The sequence below is a fragment of the Streptomyces sp. NPDC058576 genome, assembly GCF_042718715.1.
In the GTDB taxonomy this organism is placed as follows: Bacteria; Actinomycetota; Actinomycetes; order Streptomycetales; family Streptomycetaceae; genus Streptomyces.
Map to the genome: position 1 here is coordinate 145,609 of NZ_JBHXPF010000001.1, position 15,835 is coordinate 161,443.

General features: G+C 72.2%; 16 protein-coding genes. 7 read left to right on the forward strand and 9 right to left on the reverse strand.

The window, feature by feature from the left end; genetic code table 11:
• Positions 1-8 precede the first annotated feature (8 nt).
• Together ACFWRV_RS00640 and ACFWRV_RS00645 are read right to left on the reverse strand one after the other, a co-directional pair.
• Entirely contained in the window at positions 9-788 is a 780-nt protein-coding gene (locus tag ACFWRV_RS00640) for a maleylpyruvate isomerase family mycothiol-dependent enzyme (protein ID WP_384326419.1), read from the reverse strand.
• Between the two features lie 108 nt (positions 789-896).
• Positions 897-1,475, reverse strand: a complete 579-nt coding sequence (locus tag ACFWRV_RS00645; RefSeq protein ID WP_384326421.1) for a hypothetical protein — start codon at positions 1,473-1,475, stop codon at positions 897-899.
• A gap of 169 nt (positions 1,476-1,644) precedes the next feature.
• Here ACFWRV_RS00645 and ACFWRV_RS00650 point away from each other — a divergent pair, with 169 nt between their 5' ends.
• A complete protein-coding gene (locus tag ACFWRV_RS00650) occupies positions 1,645-1,935 on the forward strand; it encodes a hypothetical protein (RefSeq protein ID WP_384326423.1) in 291 nt (96 codons plus the stop codon).
• Positions 1,936-1,957: 22 nt separating this feature from the next.
• On the opposite strand, the gene ACFWRV_RS00655 is transcribed toward ACFWRV_RS00650, so the two are convergent.
• From ACFWRV_RS00655 to ACFWRV_RS00665, 3 genes are all read right to left on the reverse strand, one after another.
• On the reverse strand, positions 1,958-3,031 hold the full coding sequence (locus ACFWRV_RS00655; RefSeq protein WP_384326425.1) for a prenyltransferase: 1,074 nt from the start codon (positions 3,029-3,031) through the stop codon (positions 1,958-1,960).
• Positions 3,028-3,759: a class I SAM-dependent methyltransferase gene (locus tag ACFWRV_RS00660; protein WP_109165947.1), complete on the reverse strand. Its 732-nt coding sequence runs from the start codon at positions 3,757-3,759 to the stop codon at positions 3,028-3,030. The genes ACFWRV_RS00655 and ACFWRV_RS00660 overlap by 4 nt, the downstream gene beginning before the upstream one ends.
• 88 nt (positions 3,760-3,847) lie before the next feature.
• On the reverse strand, positions 3,848-5,161 hold the full coding sequence (locus tag ACFWRV_RS00665; protein WP_384326427.1) for a glycosyltransferase family 4 protein: 1,314 nt from the start codon (positions 5,159-5,161) through the stop codon (positions 3,848-3,850).
• A gap of 264 nt (positions 5,162-5,425) precedes the next feature.
• Between ACFWRV_RS00665 and ACFWRV_RS00670 the strand changes: the two genes are divergently transcribed.
• Positions 5,426-6,037, forward strand: a complete 612-nt coding sequence (locus tag ACFWRV_RS00670) for a TetR family transcriptional regulator (RefSeq protein WP_384326694.1) — start codon at positions 5,426-5,428, stop codon at positions 6,035-6,037.
• Here the strand turns inward: ACFWRV_RS00670 and ACFWRV_RS00675 are convergent.
• The 3 genes from ACFWRV_RS00675 to ACFWRV_RS00685 all read right to left on the reverse strand — a co-directional run bounded on the left by ACFWRV_RS00675 (position 6,003) and on the right by ACFWRV_RS00685 (position 7,940).
• On the reverse strand, positions 6,003-6,716 hold the full coding sequence (locus ACFWRV_RS00675; protein ID WP_384326428.1) for a 4'-phosphopantetheinyl transferase family protein: 714 nt from the start codon (positions 6,714-6,716) through the stop codon (positions 6,003-6,005). The two genes, ACFWRV_RS00670 and ACFWRV_RS00675, sit on opposite strands and share 35 nt — an antisense overlap.
• A 13-nt stretch (positions 6,717-6,729) precedes the next feature.
• Positions 6,730-6,981 carry an acyl carrier protein gene (locus ACFWRV_RS00680; RefSeq protein WP_384326430.1) on the reverse strand — a complete coding sequence of 84 codons (252 nt, stop codon included), beginning with the start codon at positions 6,979-6,981 and terminating at the stop codon, positions 6,730-6,732.
• A gap of 101 nt (positions 6,982-7,082) precedes the next feature.
• Positions 7,083-7,940 (reverse strand): hypothetical protein, encoded by an 858-nt coding sequence (locus ACFWRV_RS00685; RefSeq protein ID WP_384326432.1) that lies wholly within the window; start codon positions 7,938-7,940, stop codon positions 7,083-7,085.
• Between the two features lie 440 nt (positions 7,941-8,380).
• Between ACFWRV_RS00685 and ACFWRV_RS00690 the strand changes: the two genes are divergently transcribed.
• From ACFWRV_RS00690 to ACFWRV_RS00705, 4 genes are read left to right on the forward strand one after another with little or no spacing between them, the layout of a single operon-like run.
• On the forward strand, positions 8,381-9,478 hold the full coding sequence (locus ACFWRV_RS00690; RefSeq protein ID WP_384326696.1) for a phytanoyl-CoA dioxygenase family protein: 1,098 nt from the start codon (positions 8,381-8,383) through the stop codon (positions 9,476-9,478).
• A complete protein-coding gene (locus ACFWRV_RS00695; protein ID WP_384326434.1) occupies positions 9,460-10,782 on the forward strand; it encodes a DUF6271 family protein in 1,323 nt (440 codons plus the stop codon). The genes ACFWRV_RS00690 and ACFWRV_RS00695 overlap by 19 nt, the downstream gene beginning before the upstream one ends.
• Positions 10,779-12,680: a condensation domain-containing protein gene (locus tag ACFWRV_RS00700; RefSeq protein WP_384326436.1), complete on the forward strand. Its 1,902-nt coding sequence runs from the start codon at positions 10,779-10,781 to the stop codon at positions 12,678-12,680. Before ACFWRV_RS00695 ends, ACFWRV_RS00700 begins: the two co-directional genes overlap by 4 nt.
• Position 12,681: 1 nt before the next feature.
• Entirely contained in the window at positions 12,682-13,959 is a 1,278-nt protein-coding gene (locus ACFWRV_RS00705; RefSeq protein ID WP_384326438.1) for an MFS transporter, read from the forward strand.
• 185 nt (positions 13,960-14,144) lie between these two features.
• On the opposite strand, the gene ACFWRV_RS00710 is transcribed toward ACFWRV_RS00705, so the two are convergent.
• Positions 14,145-14,735, reverse strand: coding sequence for a TetR/AcrR family transcriptional regulator (locus ACFWRV_RS00710; RefSeq protein ID WP_384326440.1), 591 nt, complete (start codon positions 14,733-14,735; stop codon positions 14,145-14,147).
• 80 nt (positions 14,736-14,815) lie between these two features.
• On the opposite strand from ACFWRV_RS00710, the gene ACFWRV_RS00715 reads away from it, so the two are divergent.
• Complete coding sequence (locus ACFWRV_RS00715) at positions 14,816-15,829, forward strand: saccharopine dehydrogenase (RefSeq protein WP_384326442.1); 1,014 nt, start codon at positions 14,816-14,818, stop codon at positions 15,827-15,829.
• Positions 15,830-15,835: the final 6 nt, after the last annotated feature.

Sequence of the window (15,835 nt, forward strand, 5' to 3'; positions counted from 1 at the left end):
CAGGGCGCTCAGCCGAAGGAGGACCGGTCCAGCCAGAAGTCCAGCAGGGCCGCGTCGCCGAGCACCTCCACGCGCGGACCGGTGGGCGCCAGGCGGCGGTTGAAGACGAGCATCAGATCGGTGAGCGAGCCGCGCAGCGCGACGGTCGCCTTCTCGTGCGCGTGCCGCCAGGTGAAGCGGTCGTCGCCGAACTCGATCAACCATTCCGCGCCGGGCACATCGGTGGCGTGCAGATGCAACGAGCGCCCGCCGCCCCGCAGTTCCGCCGCCTCCGGGTCGCCTTCCTCCTGGGCCAGGGAGACGATGCCCAGCCACTCCTCGATGGTGTCGGCGGCCACCTCGGCGTCGACCTCGTACGGGGCGCGGGCGGCGAGCGCCGCGTCCGCCCGGTGCACGGCCGTCTCGTGCGTCATGCGCCGCGCCCAGAAGGCCGAACGCTGCTCGGTCACCCACGTCCACACCGCGGTGTCCGGCCCGGCTTCCCGCAGCGCCTCGACGGTCGCGGCCGCGCCTTCGGCGAGCCAGGCGTCCAACGCGGCCGGATCCTCGCTCTCGGGTCCCGCGAAGCCGGGCACCTCGTCCTCCGGGAACTCGTCGGCGGCCCGGGTGCGGACGGTCTCGCCGACCCAGCGGTGCGCGCCGCCGACATGCACGGCGAGCTCGCGGAGGGTCCAGTCGGGGCAGGTGGGGACGGTCGCGGTGAGGTCGGCGCCGGTCAGTACCGCGCGCAGGGCATCGGTCTGGGCCAGGATCTCGTCGCAGTACCGGTCGTGGGAGAGAGACGTCATGCGGCGCACCCTAACCGGCGGAACGGGGCTGATCATCCGGATTACCGCCGGTGCTCTCCGGCCGGCCGGGACCGGAGGAGGCTCCCCGGCCGACCGGGGACGTGGAAGCTATCCGGTCAGCTGGGACGTGGAGGGAACCTTGTCCTGCACCTCGGCGCCCGCGTCCTTGCCCGCGTTCTTGATGCTGTCGATGACGCTCTCGAACGCGCCCACGTCGCCCTCCCCCGCGTCGCCCTTGCGGAGCTTCGTCCCCAGGTCCTTGAGGGATTCGATCCCGGCGGTGAGCGGGGCGACGGCCTTCGACAGCAGCGGGTCGCCCTTGGCGTTCTCCGCCGCGGCCTTGAGCCGGTTGTAGGCGAACCCGCCCGCCAGGCCCGCCTTGACGAGGGCGAAGCGCCGCCCCTCCGCCCCCTTCTTGAACGTCCCGGCGCGGTACGGCTTCACGATCCACTGGTACGTCGCCCCCGCCGCGAGCCCCGCGTTGGCGACAAACCGGGTCTTGGCGAGCCGCTGCTTCTCGGCGGACGCCGAGGGGCTGGCCCCGGAGGGGGTGGCGGACGCCGAGGCGCTCGCCGCGTTGCCGCCGGCGGAGTCCCCGGAGTCGCCGCACGCGGTGGCGCCCGCCAGCAGGGAGCAGGACAGCAGCAGCGCCGCCAGGGTGCGGCACAGCGGTACGGAACGGGACACGGCGGGCCTCCTGACCGGACCGGACCCAGGACGAACGGGCCAATCCGGGCATGTCACAGCGAGTGACGGACCTCGGCACTCCGGCTCAGCCTCGCCCGTTCCCACGCCGGTCGCCACTCAATGCGGGCCGTCCGGGTTTCACCCTGCGTAAAGCGGCAACCAGAGTTCCATGTCTCCCAGAACCCGTTCAGGCAGCAGTTCAGCGGCACGCGTGATTGCCGTCGTGGCCGACATCCTGGCCTTCATCATCATCCTCTGGATCCTGATGTACCTGCTGGACGCCAACCGTGGCAACGACTTCGTGCAGTGGCTGCACGACGCGGCCCGCTGGCTCGCCGGCTGGTCGTACGACCTGTTCACGTTCGACAGGACGTGGGCGAACGTCGTCGCCGGTTACGGTCTCGCGGCCGTGGTCTATCTCTTCATCGGGCACGCCGTGGCGGGCCGCATCCGTCGCTGACCGGCTCCGCCCCGGGCGGTGTTCAGCGGCAGCAGTCCGGCTCCAGTCCGACCGGCAGCCGCTCGCCCGCGAAGACCGCGGTGGTCGCCTCGTCCCCCCCGAGTGCGGCCACCGCCAGGAGCAGCGAGCCCGCCGTCCAGGTGGTCAACTCCTCGGGCCAGACGGCCCGTTCGCCCTCGAAGACGTACCCCGTCCAGTACAGTCCGCCCTCGGCGCGCAGGTGCTGGATCGACTGGAGGATCTCCAGCGCCCGGTCCGACTCCCCCGTCACCCAGAGGGCCAGGGCGAGTTCGCAGCTCTCGCCGCCGGTCACCCAGGGGTTGGGCAGCACGCAGCGCACCCCGAGGCCGGGCACGACGAAGCGGTCCCAGCCCTCCTGGATGCGGGCGGTGGCCTCGGCCCCGGTGACCGCGCCGCCGAGAACCGGGTAGTACCAGTCCATCGAGTAGCGGTTCTTGTCGAGGAAGCGCTCGGGGTGGCTGCGGATCGCGTGGGCCAGCGCCCCGGTGGCCAACTCCCAGTCGGGCTGCGGCTCCTCGCGCCGCTCCGCGATGGCCAGCGCGCAGCGCAGCGCCTGGTGGATCGAGGACGAACCGGTCAGCAGCGCGTCGTTCACCGGGGTGCCGTCGGGCTCCCGCTTCCAGCCGATCTGGCCTCCGGGCTGCTGGAGCCGGAGCACGAACTCGACCGCCGCGAAGACCGTGGGCCACATCCGGTCGACGAACGCGTCGTCGCCGGTGGCGAGGTAGTGGTGCCAGACGCCGACGGCCACGTACGCGACGAAGTTGCTCTCCAGGCCCCGGTCCGTCGGCCGGAGCGGGTCGCCGTCGTGGTAGGCGGCGTACCAGGACCCGTCGGCGTTCTGGTTGCGGGCGAGCCACTCGTAGGCGCGGGCGGCGGCCTCGTGCTCGCCGGCCGCGTCCAGGGCCATCGCGGCCTCGGTGTGGTCCCACGGGTCGAGGTGATGCCCCCGGAACCAGGGCAGCGCACCGTCCTCCCGCTGTACGGCGGCGATCGCGGCGACCGTGTCGGCGGCCTGAGCCGCCGTCAGGACGCCCGGCAGAACGAGGTGTTCGGTCTGTTCGGGAGTGCTCACGCCTCGGCCTTCGGAAGGTGCGGCTTGGTGGCGTACGCGACGAAGCTCTTGCCGACGACCGGGTTGAGGAGCTGCTCGGCGACCCGGGTCGCGAGCGGCTTCTTCATGATGTCCCAGACCAGCAGCTTGTGGTACGCCCGCACCGGCAGGGCCTTGTCGTTGTCCACGCCGAAGGCGCACTTCAGCCACCAGTACGGCGAGTGCAGGGCATGGGCGTGGTGGGTGCCGTACGGCTTGAGTCCGGCCTCCCGGATCCGGGCGAGGAGCTGGTCGGCCTTGTAGATGCGGATGTGGCCGCCCTCGACCTCGTGGTAGGCGTCGGAGAGGGTCCAGCAGATCTTCTCGGGGCCGTAGCGCGGGACGGTGACGGCTATCCGGCCGCCCGGCTTGAGGACCCGGACCATCTCGGCGAGGACGCCCTTGTCGTCCGGGATGTGCTCCATGACCTCGGAGATGATCACGACGTCGAAGGAGTCGTCGGGGAAGGGCAGGTTGAGGGCGTCGCCCTCCATCGCGGTGGCGGTGGCGCCCTCGGGGGCCTCACCGGCCTCCTTCATCGCGGCGAACCACTTGGCGACCTCGCGGATCTCCTCGGCGTTCTGGTCGAGGGCGACGACCTGCGCTCCGCGCCGGTAGCACTCGAAGGCATGCCGGCCGGCACCGCAGCCCAGGTCGAGCACTCGGTCGCCGGCGGCGAGCGGGAAGCGGGTGAAGTCGACGGTCAGCACGAGGGCCTGCCTTCGAGGTCGGAGGTACGGGTGGTGACGATCGGATCCGCGGTCGCCCGGGGGCGCGCGGCCGCCCGGGAGTCCGCGGTCACCTGCGGACCCCGCGGGCGGTGATCGCCTGACGGTACAGCTCGGCCGTTCCGGCGGCCGCCCTGGCCCAGGTGAAGTTGGCCAGCACCCGCGCGCGGCCCGCCGCGCCGAGCCGGGCGCGCAGCTCCGGGTCGGCCAGCAGCCGGGCCAGCGCCCCGGCCAGCGCGTCCGCGTCGCCGGGCGCCACGGCGAGGCAGGTCTCCCCGTCGCGGCCGGAGACCTCGGGGATCGCGCCGCCGGTGGTGGCGACGAGCGGTGTGCCGGTGGCCATGGCCTCGGCGGCGGGCAGCGAGAACCCCTCGTACAGCGACGGCACGCAGGAGACCTGGGCACTGCGGACGAGGTCGACCAGCTCGGCGTCGCTGATGCCCTTGACGAACTCGACGGCGTCCGCGAGCCCGTGCCGCTCGATCGCGCGGGCGACCGGCCCGTCCTCGGCGCGCTTGCCGACGACGACGAGGTGGGCGGCGGGGTTCTCGGTACGGAGCTTGGCGAGCGCGTCGACGAGGTGGACTAGGCCCTTGAGCGGGACGTCGGCGCTGGAGGTGGTGACGATGCGGCCGGGCACCTCGGGGACGGCGGGGTCGGGCGACCACAGGTCGGTGTCGGCGCCGATGTGGACGACGCTGATCCGGTCCGCGCGTACGCCGAGGTCCTCGACGATCTCGTCGCGGGAGGAGCCGGAGACGGTGAGGACGGTGTCCAGCTTGCGGGCGACCCGCTTCTGCATCCGGGTGAAGGCGTACCAGCGGCGTACGGAGGCACGTCGGCGGCGGGTGGCCGCGGCCGCCAGGTCGAGCCTGCGGTCCACGGTGATGGGGTGGTGGATCGTCGTCACGAGCGGGGCGCCGAGGTCGCCGAGGAGCCCGTAACCGAGGGTCTGGTTGTCGTGGACGACGTCGAACTCGCCGCGCCGGGCCAGGAGATGGCGGCGGGCGCGCAGGCTGAAGGTGAGCGGCTCGGGAAAGCCGCCGGTCCACATGGTGGCGACCTCGGCGAAGTCGATCCAGTCGCGGTACTCGCCGGGCTTCGGCGTGCGGAAGGGGTCGGGATGCCGGTAGAGGTCGAGGCTGGGCAGCTCGGTCAGCGGGACGCCCTCGTCGAGCACCGGGTAGGGCTGCGCGCCGATCACCTCGACGCTGTGGCCGAGGCGGGCGAGCTCCCGGCCGAGGTGGCGGACGTACACGCCCTGGCCGCCGCAGAAAGGATTGCCCTTGTAGGTGAGGAGTGCGATGCGCAACGGCCGGCCGCCGGTCCCGGCGGTGCTGCCGTCGCCCGTGCGGGGGCCTGTCTCTATGGCCTCAGCGGTCACACTCGGCCCCCTTCTGACTGCGTGTTCGCCGGAGCGTAACCGGTCGCGCTAATCTAGAACAAGTTTCAGACTTGCTAGAACAAGTTTCATACTTGATCGCTCGACGTGCATCGAATCTACCGGCAGGTAGCGTCGCCGGAACGGCCGGATCAGGTGATTCGCGCCACGACGGACGCACTGGCATGCTGTGCGCGCCCGGGACGGCCCGCTTCGACCGTCCGGGTGGATCAAGCCATGGATCATGGATCGTGGAACGGGGACAGCATGACCGCGGACGCCAGACCGGCAGCGCCTCCGCTGACCGAACGCCAGGAGGCCCGCCGCCGCCGCATCCTGCACGCCAGCGCCCAACTGGCGAGCCGGGGCGGGTTCGAGGCGGTGCAGATGCGGGAGGTGGCCGAGGCCGCCGGGGTCGCGCTGGGCACCCTCTACCGCTATTTCCCGTCCAAGATCCATCTGCTGGTCGCGACCATGCAGGACCAGCTCCAGCATCTGCACACGACGCTCCGCAAGCGCCCCCCGGCCGGCGACGACGCGGCCCAGCGGGTGGCCGAGACGCTGATGCGCGCCTTCCGCGCCCTGCAACGCGAACCGCACCTCGCGGACGCCATGGTCCGCGCGCTCACCTTCGCGGACCGCAGCGTGAGCCCCGAGGTGGACACCGTCTCGCGGCTCACCACGACGATCATCCTGGACGCGATGGGCCTGGAGAACCCGACCCCGGAGCAGCTGTCGGCGGTCCGGGTCATCGAGCACACCTGGCACTCGGCGCTGATCACCTGGCTGTCGGGCCGGGCCTCGATCGCCCAGGTGAAGATCGACATCGAGACGGTCTGCCGCCTCATCGACCTGACCGCGGAGCCGGGGCGGGGCTGAGGGGCGGCGCGAAGGCCCCGTCGACTCCGGCGGCTCCGTCGGCTCCGTCGGCCCCGGCGGCTCCGGCGGCTCCGTCGGCCCCGGCGGCTCCGGCGAGCGCCACCACCGCCGCACGGCCCTGGTCCGTCCACTCGGTCAGCGGGAGATCTTCCCTCCCGGCCTTGAACAGCGCCTCCCGCCGGACCCACAACCGCAGCAGCGCCGGACCGGGGTCCGGCTCGGCGCAGGCGGCGTCGACCTCGTCCTCCGGCAGCAGCCGCCGCAGTACGGAGACGGGCCCAGGCCGGCGCGCCAGGGGCTCCACATCGATGCCGACCGGGCCCGGTCCGACCGCCGCGGCGGCCAGGCCGTCGGCGTGACTGAAGCTGACGCCCAGCCCGGGGCGGTCCGGAAGGTACGGCCGTCCGTGCCCGTCCCGCCCGCAGCCGGGGCAGCGCTGGGCCGGCTCCACGCCCCTCGGCTCCAGCCCGGTGATCCGGGAGACGCACAGCCGCAGCAGCAGCCGGGCCGCCACCACGTCGTCCCGCCGCCCCGGCACCCGGATGCCCGTGAGCCGGAGCCGCTCCCACGGGGCGAGCAGGCCCTCGTCCAGCTCCGGGTGGGCCAGCACCTCGGCGGTGGTGGCCACCAGTGCGACGGCGGCCGCGCCCTTCCCGTGCGCGGGCGAGTGACGGGTCACGTTCGGCGCGCGCTCACCCGGCCGTGACCTCCGCGCGGCCGGCGGAGTCGAGGAAACGCTCCTGGACGCGCGCGAGGGTGCGGAAGTCATCGATGGTGACCTCCTGCAGATCGATGCTGCTGCCCGAGATCTCCTCCAGGAGATCGATGAACTCCAGGAAGTCCATCGAGTCGATGAGACGGGCCTCGATGAGGTCCTCGTCGACGCCGATCGGGCTGTCGAGGCCGGGATTCTTCTCGTGGAGCCACGCGACGACTTGTTCCATGGGGGAGATCGCTCCTCTTGCTGTTCCGGTGACTGCGAGGCGTAGCTGATCCGGCGACTGCCGGGCGCAGCTGTCCCGGCGACTGCCGTACGGGGTGATGGTCAGGAGCCGGCGGCCCGGAGGCGCTCCAGGGCCTGCTCGGCCGTACCGTGGGCGAGGATCATCGCGTGCACCCAGCGCTCGACGCCGAAGGCGACGCAGGAGCTGTAGGCGGGCCCGTGCGATCCGGCGCGGATGCCGAGTCGCTCGCCGAAGAAGTTGCGGTGCCGGTTGACGGAGGCGATGGCCGTGCCGTCGGGGGCGCTGTACTCGTACTTGACCGGGTCCAGCGCCATCAGACGGGCCCGTGAGCCACCGTTGTCGTAGAACGGGTCGTCGGCCGCCGCCCGGGTCAGGGCCAGGCCGAGCCGCCCGGCCACCTCCTGGACGAACTCCCCTCCACGCGCCTGGTGTTCGGTGGCCCCGTCCTTGGTGCCGAGGTAGATCACCTCGCGCATATGAAAGCCCCACAGGCGGCGCAGGCCGTCGTAGTGGGTCTCGTTGCGGAAGCAGCGGCCGACCGCCGAGAGCCGCAGCCCGCCCTCGCCGACGTCCTCGCCCTCCAGGGAGAGCAGCAGGCCGTAGCAGGTCGCGGACGGCAGGACATGACCGGTCGGGTGGAGCGGGAGGTCCTGGGGCGAGCCGCCGGAGGCCAGGCCGTCGAGCACCTCCGGGCCGAACCGCCCTGCGGAAACGCCGAGATGGGGGAAGTTGCGGAAGAAGTCCAGCCGCGCCAGCCCGTCGACGGACAGCAGGGGCGGCCCCACGACCTCGGGAGCGGAGAGCCGTGCGGCCAGGCCGGTCAGCAGGTCGTCCAGGCCCCGCAGCAGAGCGGTGCGGACCGGGTCCAGCGTGATCAGCCCGGCACCGGGACTCCTCAGCTCGATACCCGGCAGGGCCGTGATGCTGGATGTGTTCATCGAATCGCGTCTTTCTCGGTTGGGCCGGCCATCGGAGAACCCACCGGATGTACGGGCCGCATCGCCGTGACGGCGGCGGTCCCGAACAGGGCCGTCGACAGGGCCGTCACCGGCCGGAGCACAGCCGGGAAAACGGGTTGACAGCCCGCCACGAACCCGACCGCGCCCTTGGACATTAGGCCCGTAGCTCGCTTGTTGTCTAGACCAAAAATACCGAACGCCAGGTATCGCTTCCGTGGCCGCCAGGCACAGGACCGCATCCCATATCCCCATATGTGCCGGGCACTTGACAGTCCATGCGGTCTGGACCAATCCTGCTGATCGACGTGGTCACGGCTCCTCCCACCACGGCGCTGCCATCCGTCCCGCCGTCCGCGGCGACCCCGCTCCCCCGGGGTCGCCGCGCGGCCGGCCGAGGAGAAGGACCTGCCATGAACCTCATGACGACACCCGCCCCTCGCCGTCGGCCCCGCCTGCACCGCGCGGCCTCGGACATCCCGTACTTCAGCGCGGACGGCGAGGCGTACCTCGCGCAGACCGCCCTGCGGGAGCTCGACAAGTCCCGTCCGCTGCGGGTGCTGTCCGAGGAGGACTTCGCCCACTGGCAGAGGTACGGCTACGTGATCGTCCGGGAAGCGGTCCCGGCCTCGGTGGCAGGTCAACTGCTGGACTTCACCTGGGACTTCCAGGGGCTGGACCCCGAGCGGCCGGAGAGCTGGTACGAGGACCGGCCGCTGCGCTCTGAGCTGGACCAGCAGCTGCACATCTACGGCTTCGTCGAGGCCTACCACCACCAACTCCTCTGGGACAACCGGCAGTCGCAGCGCGTGTACGACGCCTTCGTCGACGTATGGGACTGCGAGGAGCTGTGGGTCACCCTGGACCGGCTCAACCTCAACCCGCCGAACCGGGGCAACCGCGACCGCGCGCTGATCGAGCCGACGGACCGGGGCTTCGACATCGAGCTGCACTGGGACATCGACACCACGCTCGCCGTGCCGCCGCAGCGGGTGCAGGGCATCATCGCGCTCAACGACACCCGGCCGGAGACGGGCGGCTTCCAGTGCTGCCCGGAACTGTTCCGGCGGTTCGACACCTGGAAGGTCGGTCAGCCCGGGGACCGCGATCCTCTGCGGCCCGACATCGACCGGGACGAACTCCCCGTCGTACGACCGGATCTGCGCCCCGGCGACCTGCTCATCTGGAACGGCCTGCTGGCCCACGGTGTGGCGCGCAACCTCTCCGAGAACGGGGTGCGGGCCGTGCAGTACCTGTCGATGATGCCCGCGCTGGAGGAGCACGAGCGGCTGCGCAGGTCCCGGGTGGAGTCCTGGCGCCATCTGCGTACCCCGCGCTGGAACCGCACCCTGGTCGGCGACCCGGTGCGCCCCGAGTCGAAGCGCTACCCGACGGCCGAGCTGAACCCCCTGGGCAGCCGGCTCCTCGGGCTCGCCTCCTGGCAGGACCCGGTCGAGGACTCCGAGAACACGGCACCCGCCGCCCGGAGCGGGGAGCCTTCGTGCGCCGCGTCTGCCTGACCCTGCCCACCCACCGGGCCTGCCCCGGCACCATCGCCGCCATCGGCGAGGAAGCGGCTTACGGGGCGCGGCAGTTCGGTGTCGAGGTACACCTGCTGATCCTGGACTCCTCCCCCGCGCCGGTCCTCGCGGAGCACCGGAAGGCGGTGGCAGCACTGCCCGCCTCGCCCGGCGTGGCCGTCCACCACCTCGACGAGGACGAGCAGCGCGCTTTCCTGCGCGAGGTGGCCGACCGGTCGGCCGGAGCAGCGGCGGACCGGCTGCTGGAACTGATGCTGCCGTCCCGGGTCTCCTACGGCGCCTGCACCAACCGGGCGTTCCTCATCGCCCAGGCCCTCGGCTGCACCTCCGTCCACCGCCGGGACTCCGACAGCCGCTACCAGCACCTTGACGGCGAGCCGGTCTACCCTCTCCACCAGGAGCTGAGCTACCTGGGTCAACGGGCCCACGACGTAAGGCAGTCAACGACCCGAAGCAAGCTCGCGCCGGGCTCCGGGGACCGGCGGGTGGCGATGACCGGCGGCTCCTTCGTGGGCGAGATGTCGGTGGACGTCGCGGAGATCCGCGACCTCGACCCGGACACGTACCGCGAACTGGTCGGTCTGTCGCTGCCCGAGGGCTACCCGGAGATCTGGCGCGGCCATCTGATCGACGAGTCGTTCCGGGGCGCCGGAACCACGTCGTTCGACGGCGACCGCACCACCCTCGCCCCCATCAGCCCGATGCGGGTGGACATGTGCAACATCGGACTCGACCACGAGGTCTACCGCAGGGTCCCGCTGCCGCCCGCCACCGACACCATCGGCAGCGACTACTTCCTGCTCCATCTCGTCCACGACGCCAAGCTGCCCGGCGTCCAGCACAACCGGCACATCGTCAACTTCCATACGCAGGAGCGGCGTACGGACGCCGGGTTCCTCGCGTACCAGGTCCGCTTCGTGAAGTTCCTGCTGGCGAAGACGTACCTGAACGCCGTGTTCGCGAGGACGGCGGCGGCCGGTGACGCGCTGCTCGACGCCGAGGGCCACATCCAGGCGTCCGTGGTCGCCGGTTTCGTCCGGGACAGCGTCGGCCTCGACCGCGTGGACGCCGCCCGCCGCCTCGACGTCATCGACCGGGCCTACCGGCGGCTCGGCGGCCGCTACTCGACGGTCGCGGACGCGCTCACCGACCACCGCTCCCGGCTCCTCGACGAGGCCCGGGACGACATGGCCGACTTCGCGCTCCTGATGGACCACTGGGAGGCGCTGGCAGGTGCGAGCGCCGATTCGGGCCTGGGGCAGGTCCGGGCCGTGAACCGATGAACTCCGCTGTCGGCAAGGACACCATGCACCAGAACTCCGCGCACACCACCACGGTCACCGTCGCCTATGCGGGCGGCGAAGAGCGCCGGGGCCCCCTCACCATGGGCCAGGCCAACATGATCCGCTGCATCCTGCGGGACGACCCGACCCACATCAACATCCACGATGTGTGGCCCGTCCCCGAGGGCACCACCTCGGCGACCGTCATCGACGCCCTGCGCGCCCTGGCCGTACGGCACGAGGGGCTGCGCACCACCTTCCCGCATCCGCCGGGGGCCGCACCGGTCGGCCAAGTCGTCGCGTCGGACGGCACTTTCACGGTGACCGTGCTCGACCACACCGAACTCCCCGGCGATCCGGCGGAGTACGCGGAGTCGGTGTCGCGGGCGGCCCGGGCCGGGCGCTTCGCCCTGGAGCGGGAGTTCCCGGTGCGGATCACCCTGCTCACCGTGGCCGGACAACCGGCTTACGTGGCCCTTGCGTTCAGCCACGCGGTGGCGGACGGCAGCGCGATGGCCATCCTGCGCGAGGAGTTCGCCGAACTGCTGGCGGGCAAGGAGCTGCCGGGGCTCACGTCCCTGCCCCCGGTCGACCTGGCCGCCGTGGAGGCATCCCCGGCCGGGCTGCGGAAGTCGGAGGCGTCCCTGCGGTACTGGGAGCGGATCCTCCGCACCGGGCCGCAGGAGATGTTCGCGGAGCCGCGCGGCAGGAGGCCGGGGACCGACGAGGAGGCCCGGCAGCTGACGCTCCGTTCCCGCCAAGGCGGCCGGGCGCTCGCCGGGGCGGCCCGCCGCACCGGGCACCCCGAGGCCACCGTGCTGATGGCCGCCTGGTGCGCTCTGGTGGCCCACCGGGCGGGCCAGGACAGCTGTGTCACAGCCGTCCCGAGCGCCAACCGGTTCCACGCCCGGGTCGCCCGTTCGGTGACGACCACGTCCCAGGACGCGCTGCTCCACCTGGATGTCCGGGTGGAGACATTCGACGCGCTGGTCGCGCGGACCTGGGGGGCGGTGCTCGACGCCTACCGGCACAGCCAGTTCGACTCCGTACGGCTGTGGGAGATGATCGACCGGGTCACCGCCGAACGCGGCAGCCACTTCGGCCGGGACGTGGTGTTCAACGACGTGAGCGCCCTGCCCGCCCCGCTCCTGGGCACGGACACGGAGGACCGCGACGACGCCGAGCAGGAGCTGACCTGGGGGCCGCCCCAGGCACTGCCGACCCGGCTGCTCGCCTTCACGTACCGGACGGCGCCCCAGCTCCACATCTCCCTGTGGGCAGCCCCCTCGGTCTTCACCCCCGAGGAGGCTGAGGGGTTCCTCTCCGGGCTGGTCCTGCTTCTGGAGGCGGCCGCCGCCGGGGTTGTGCCGATGGAGGCACTGGCCGAGGTGACGGGAGTACGTCCCGCCGAGCGCGGGCCCGACTGGCTCCGGGTGGACGGCTGCTGGGTCTCGCCCGACGCCGTGCGCGAGACCCTCGGCCAGGCGGTGGGCGGACTGCCGGTGCGGGTGGCCGCGGAGCCGGGACGGGGCGGGACGGCGGACGGGACCGGGACGGGTGCGGCCGGGGCGGGTGCGGCCGGGACGGGTGCGGCCGGGGCGGACGGCTCAGCAGCGGGTGCGGCCGGGGCGGGTGCGGCCGGGGCGGACGGCTCAGTAGCGGGTGCGCCCGGCGCGGCCCCGCACCTCACGGCGTACATCGCCCGCGGCGACACCTCGTTGACGCCCGAGGAGGCCCACCGGGCGCTGACCCCGCTCATCCCGGCCGCCGGTTCGGGGGTCCTGGCGCCCCACCGCTACGTACTCGTCGAGGACCCGCCCACCGAGTCGGACCGGAGCGACGCGTGGCGTCGACTGGAGATCATCGAGGAAGGGACCGGCAGAAGCCGGCAGGTGTGACATGAGCGTTGACGACACGACCCTCCCGCAGCAGTCGGACACGCTGCCGAGCCCTTGGCGGTCGACCCGGTTCCGGCTGTTCTTCACAGCCCGCAGCGCGTCGCTGCTGGCCGACGGCATGCTGATGGTCTCCCTGACCACGGCGGTGCTGGGGGCGGGCCACGGGGCGAGCGGCGTCGGGTACGCGCTGGCCGCGTGGATGACCCCGATCGTGCTGCTGGTGCTGTTCGGCGGGGTGCTGGCCGACCGCTTCACCCCCCAACTGATGATGATCTGCGCGGACGTGGCCCGCATGCTGGCCATGCTCACGCTGGCCACGCTTCTCTTCTCCTCCAACAGCGTCCCGCTGTGGCAGATCATGGGGCTGATGGCGCTCAGCGGGGCCGCGACGGCGATGTTCCAGCCCGGGATGGCGAGCATGGTCCCCCGGGTCGCGGAGGACATCCAGAAGGCCAACGCGCTGCTGCGGATCTCCGAGGCGCTGAGCACCCTGCTGGGCCCCGGCCTGGCGGGCATCCTCGTCGCGTACTGGCAGGTGTCGGGCTCGTACGTGGTCATCGCGGCGGCGTACGCGCTGAGCGCGCTGGTCCTGCTCCCCCTGCGGAAGCTGCACACGGAACGCGACGAGGGCGACGCCGCGATGTGGCGCAGGCTGGCGACGGGCTGGCAGGAGTTCCGGTCCCGCCAGTGGCTGTGGGGCGTCATCGCGGTCTGGTCCGTGTACGGCCTGTTCGTGTTCGGCCCCGCGCTGCCGCTGGGCGCGGCGCTGATGATCGAGCAGCACGGGGCGAGCGGGTACGGCTGGATCGCCTCGGCGGACGGCGCGGGCACGATCATCGGCGGCCTGATCGGCATGCGGGTCCGCCCCCGCCGCCCCCTCGTCGCGGGCGCTCTGGCCATGCTCTGTTTCGCGCTCAACCCCCTGGCCCCGGCGCTGGAATGGTCCTTCGCGGCCACGGCGATCGCCCATGTCATCGCGGGTTACGGCTTCGCGTTCTGGGGGGTGATGTGGGCGACGAGCGTCCAGTCGCACATCCCGCTGACGGTCCTGAGCCGCGTCTCGGCGTACGACGTCGCGGGTTCCATCATGGTCATCCCGCTCGGCCGCGCCCTGGCGGGCCCGGCGGCGGACGCGTTCGGCGCGAACGAGGTGCTGGTCTTCTCGTCGGTGATGTCGTTCGCCCTGCTGGCCGTGATGCTCAGTGTGCCGGCGATCCGGGCGCTGCGGCGGGCGCCGGAGGGCGTGCTCCGGAAGGTGGAGGCCGAACCGGCGACCTGACCGTCCCGGGGACGGCCCGCTGGTGGCGCCGAGCACGTCGGCTGGTCACGCGGCACGGCCAGGTCCACGATGGCCTGACCCCTTCGGCGAGCATCACGGCGAGGCTGGGGCGCGTCCGGCGGATCTTGACCGGGTCCGCGACGCCTGGCACGGCCGGTCCGGCCCTGATCCGCCCGGACACCTCGCTAGCGGCCGGTCCGGGTGTTGAGGCCGCCGATGATCAGGTCGGTCAGTGCGGCGACCGCGTCGTCGGCGGATGCCCGTCCTTGGTTCAGCTCGGCGGCGATGGTCTCGGCCGCGCCCAGCACGCCGACGCACCGAAGCCGAAGGGCCTCGTGCGCGAGGCCGCACTGCGGCAGCAGCGCGGCGGCCGTCAGGTCCGTGTAGCGGTCGAGCATCTCGCGCTGGACCGCCTCCATCTCCGGATTTCCTTTCAGCGCGGCGGAAACGGCGCTGAGTTCCGGCATGTCCGTGGCGCACGCGAAATAGGCGCGGCTGATGACACGGGCGACCTCGTCGGCGGTCGTCGCGGCCTCCTGCACCGCCTGCGCGATTCCGGCTCGGTGACGCTCGTCGAGGCGCCGGTAGAGCGCTAGCAGCAGGCCGGGGCGCGTGCCGAAGTGGTCGTACGCGATCGGCCTGCTCACCCCGGCCGCCTCCGCGAGGGTGACCAGAGTCAGGCCGTCGGTGCCCTCGCGTCGCACGATCGCCACGGCGGTGTCGAGCAGTTGCTCCCGCCTGGCCTGCTTGGACAGGCGGGTCGAAGTGGTGGCCATGGTCCTCCGTTGTGTCGCACTCCAGACTATGTTACAAAACGTAGGCTACAAAATGTAGCTTCATGGAGGCGAGGACCCAAGTGAACCGGTCAAAACCAGTACTGATCCTGGGTGGTTCGGGACAAGCGGGCTCGGGGACCGCCGCTCTCCTGCGGCAGTGGCACCCGGAACTGCCCCTGACGATCGCGGGTCGCGACCTCGACCGCGCGCAGGGGGTGGCCGACGGACTCGGCGCCGCGACAGCCGTGACCATCGACCTGCGACGCGGCGATCTCGGCCTCCCGGCCGAACACAGCTACGCGGCGGTGGTCGCCGCACTGTGGGACGACCACCTGAACGGACTGCACTACGCGCAGGACCACGGGTTGCCCTACCTCAGCATCTCCAGCGGCCTGGTGGAGATCGCACCGGAAGTCGTCGCGGGCGCACGGCGGGCAAGCGCCTCGTCGATCCTGTTGGCCAGCCACTTCTGCGCCGGTGTCGTCGTCCTCGCTACGTTGGAACTGGCCCGGGAGTTCCGCCGGGTCGACACCATCCGGATCGGCGCCGTACTGGACGAGTCGGACACCGGTGGGCCGGCGGGGACTGCGGATCTGGAGCGGTGGGCCACCGCCACCACGGCGGGGACGGTGCGCCGTGACGGCGTCTTCACCTGGGTCAACGGCCCCGACGCTCAGGCGGATGTGTCCCGTTCCGACGGCGTCGCCCTGCCCGGCCAGAGCATCGCCATCCTCGACGTACCGAGCCTCGCCCTCGCGACAGGCGCGCCGAACGTCCGCTTCGACATGGCCGTCGGCGAATCCGCGGCCCGGCGCCGTGGCGACCCCGCTTCCATCGAGATCCGGATCGACCTCGAAGGAGCAGGCACGACAGGTGCACCGCTCAGCACGAGCCGTTACCTCGTCCACCCGGCGGGACAGCGTCCCCTGACCGCACTCGGCATCGCCCTCGGCGTCGAGCGGCAGCTCGGCCTGCGCGGCGAAGCCGTCCCACCGGGCATCCACACGCCTGAAACCGTGCTCGACCCGGCCTATGCGGCAGGGCGGTTGGCGGAGATCGGCGCCACCTTCGTCGACGCATCCGGCGACAGCTGAACACCC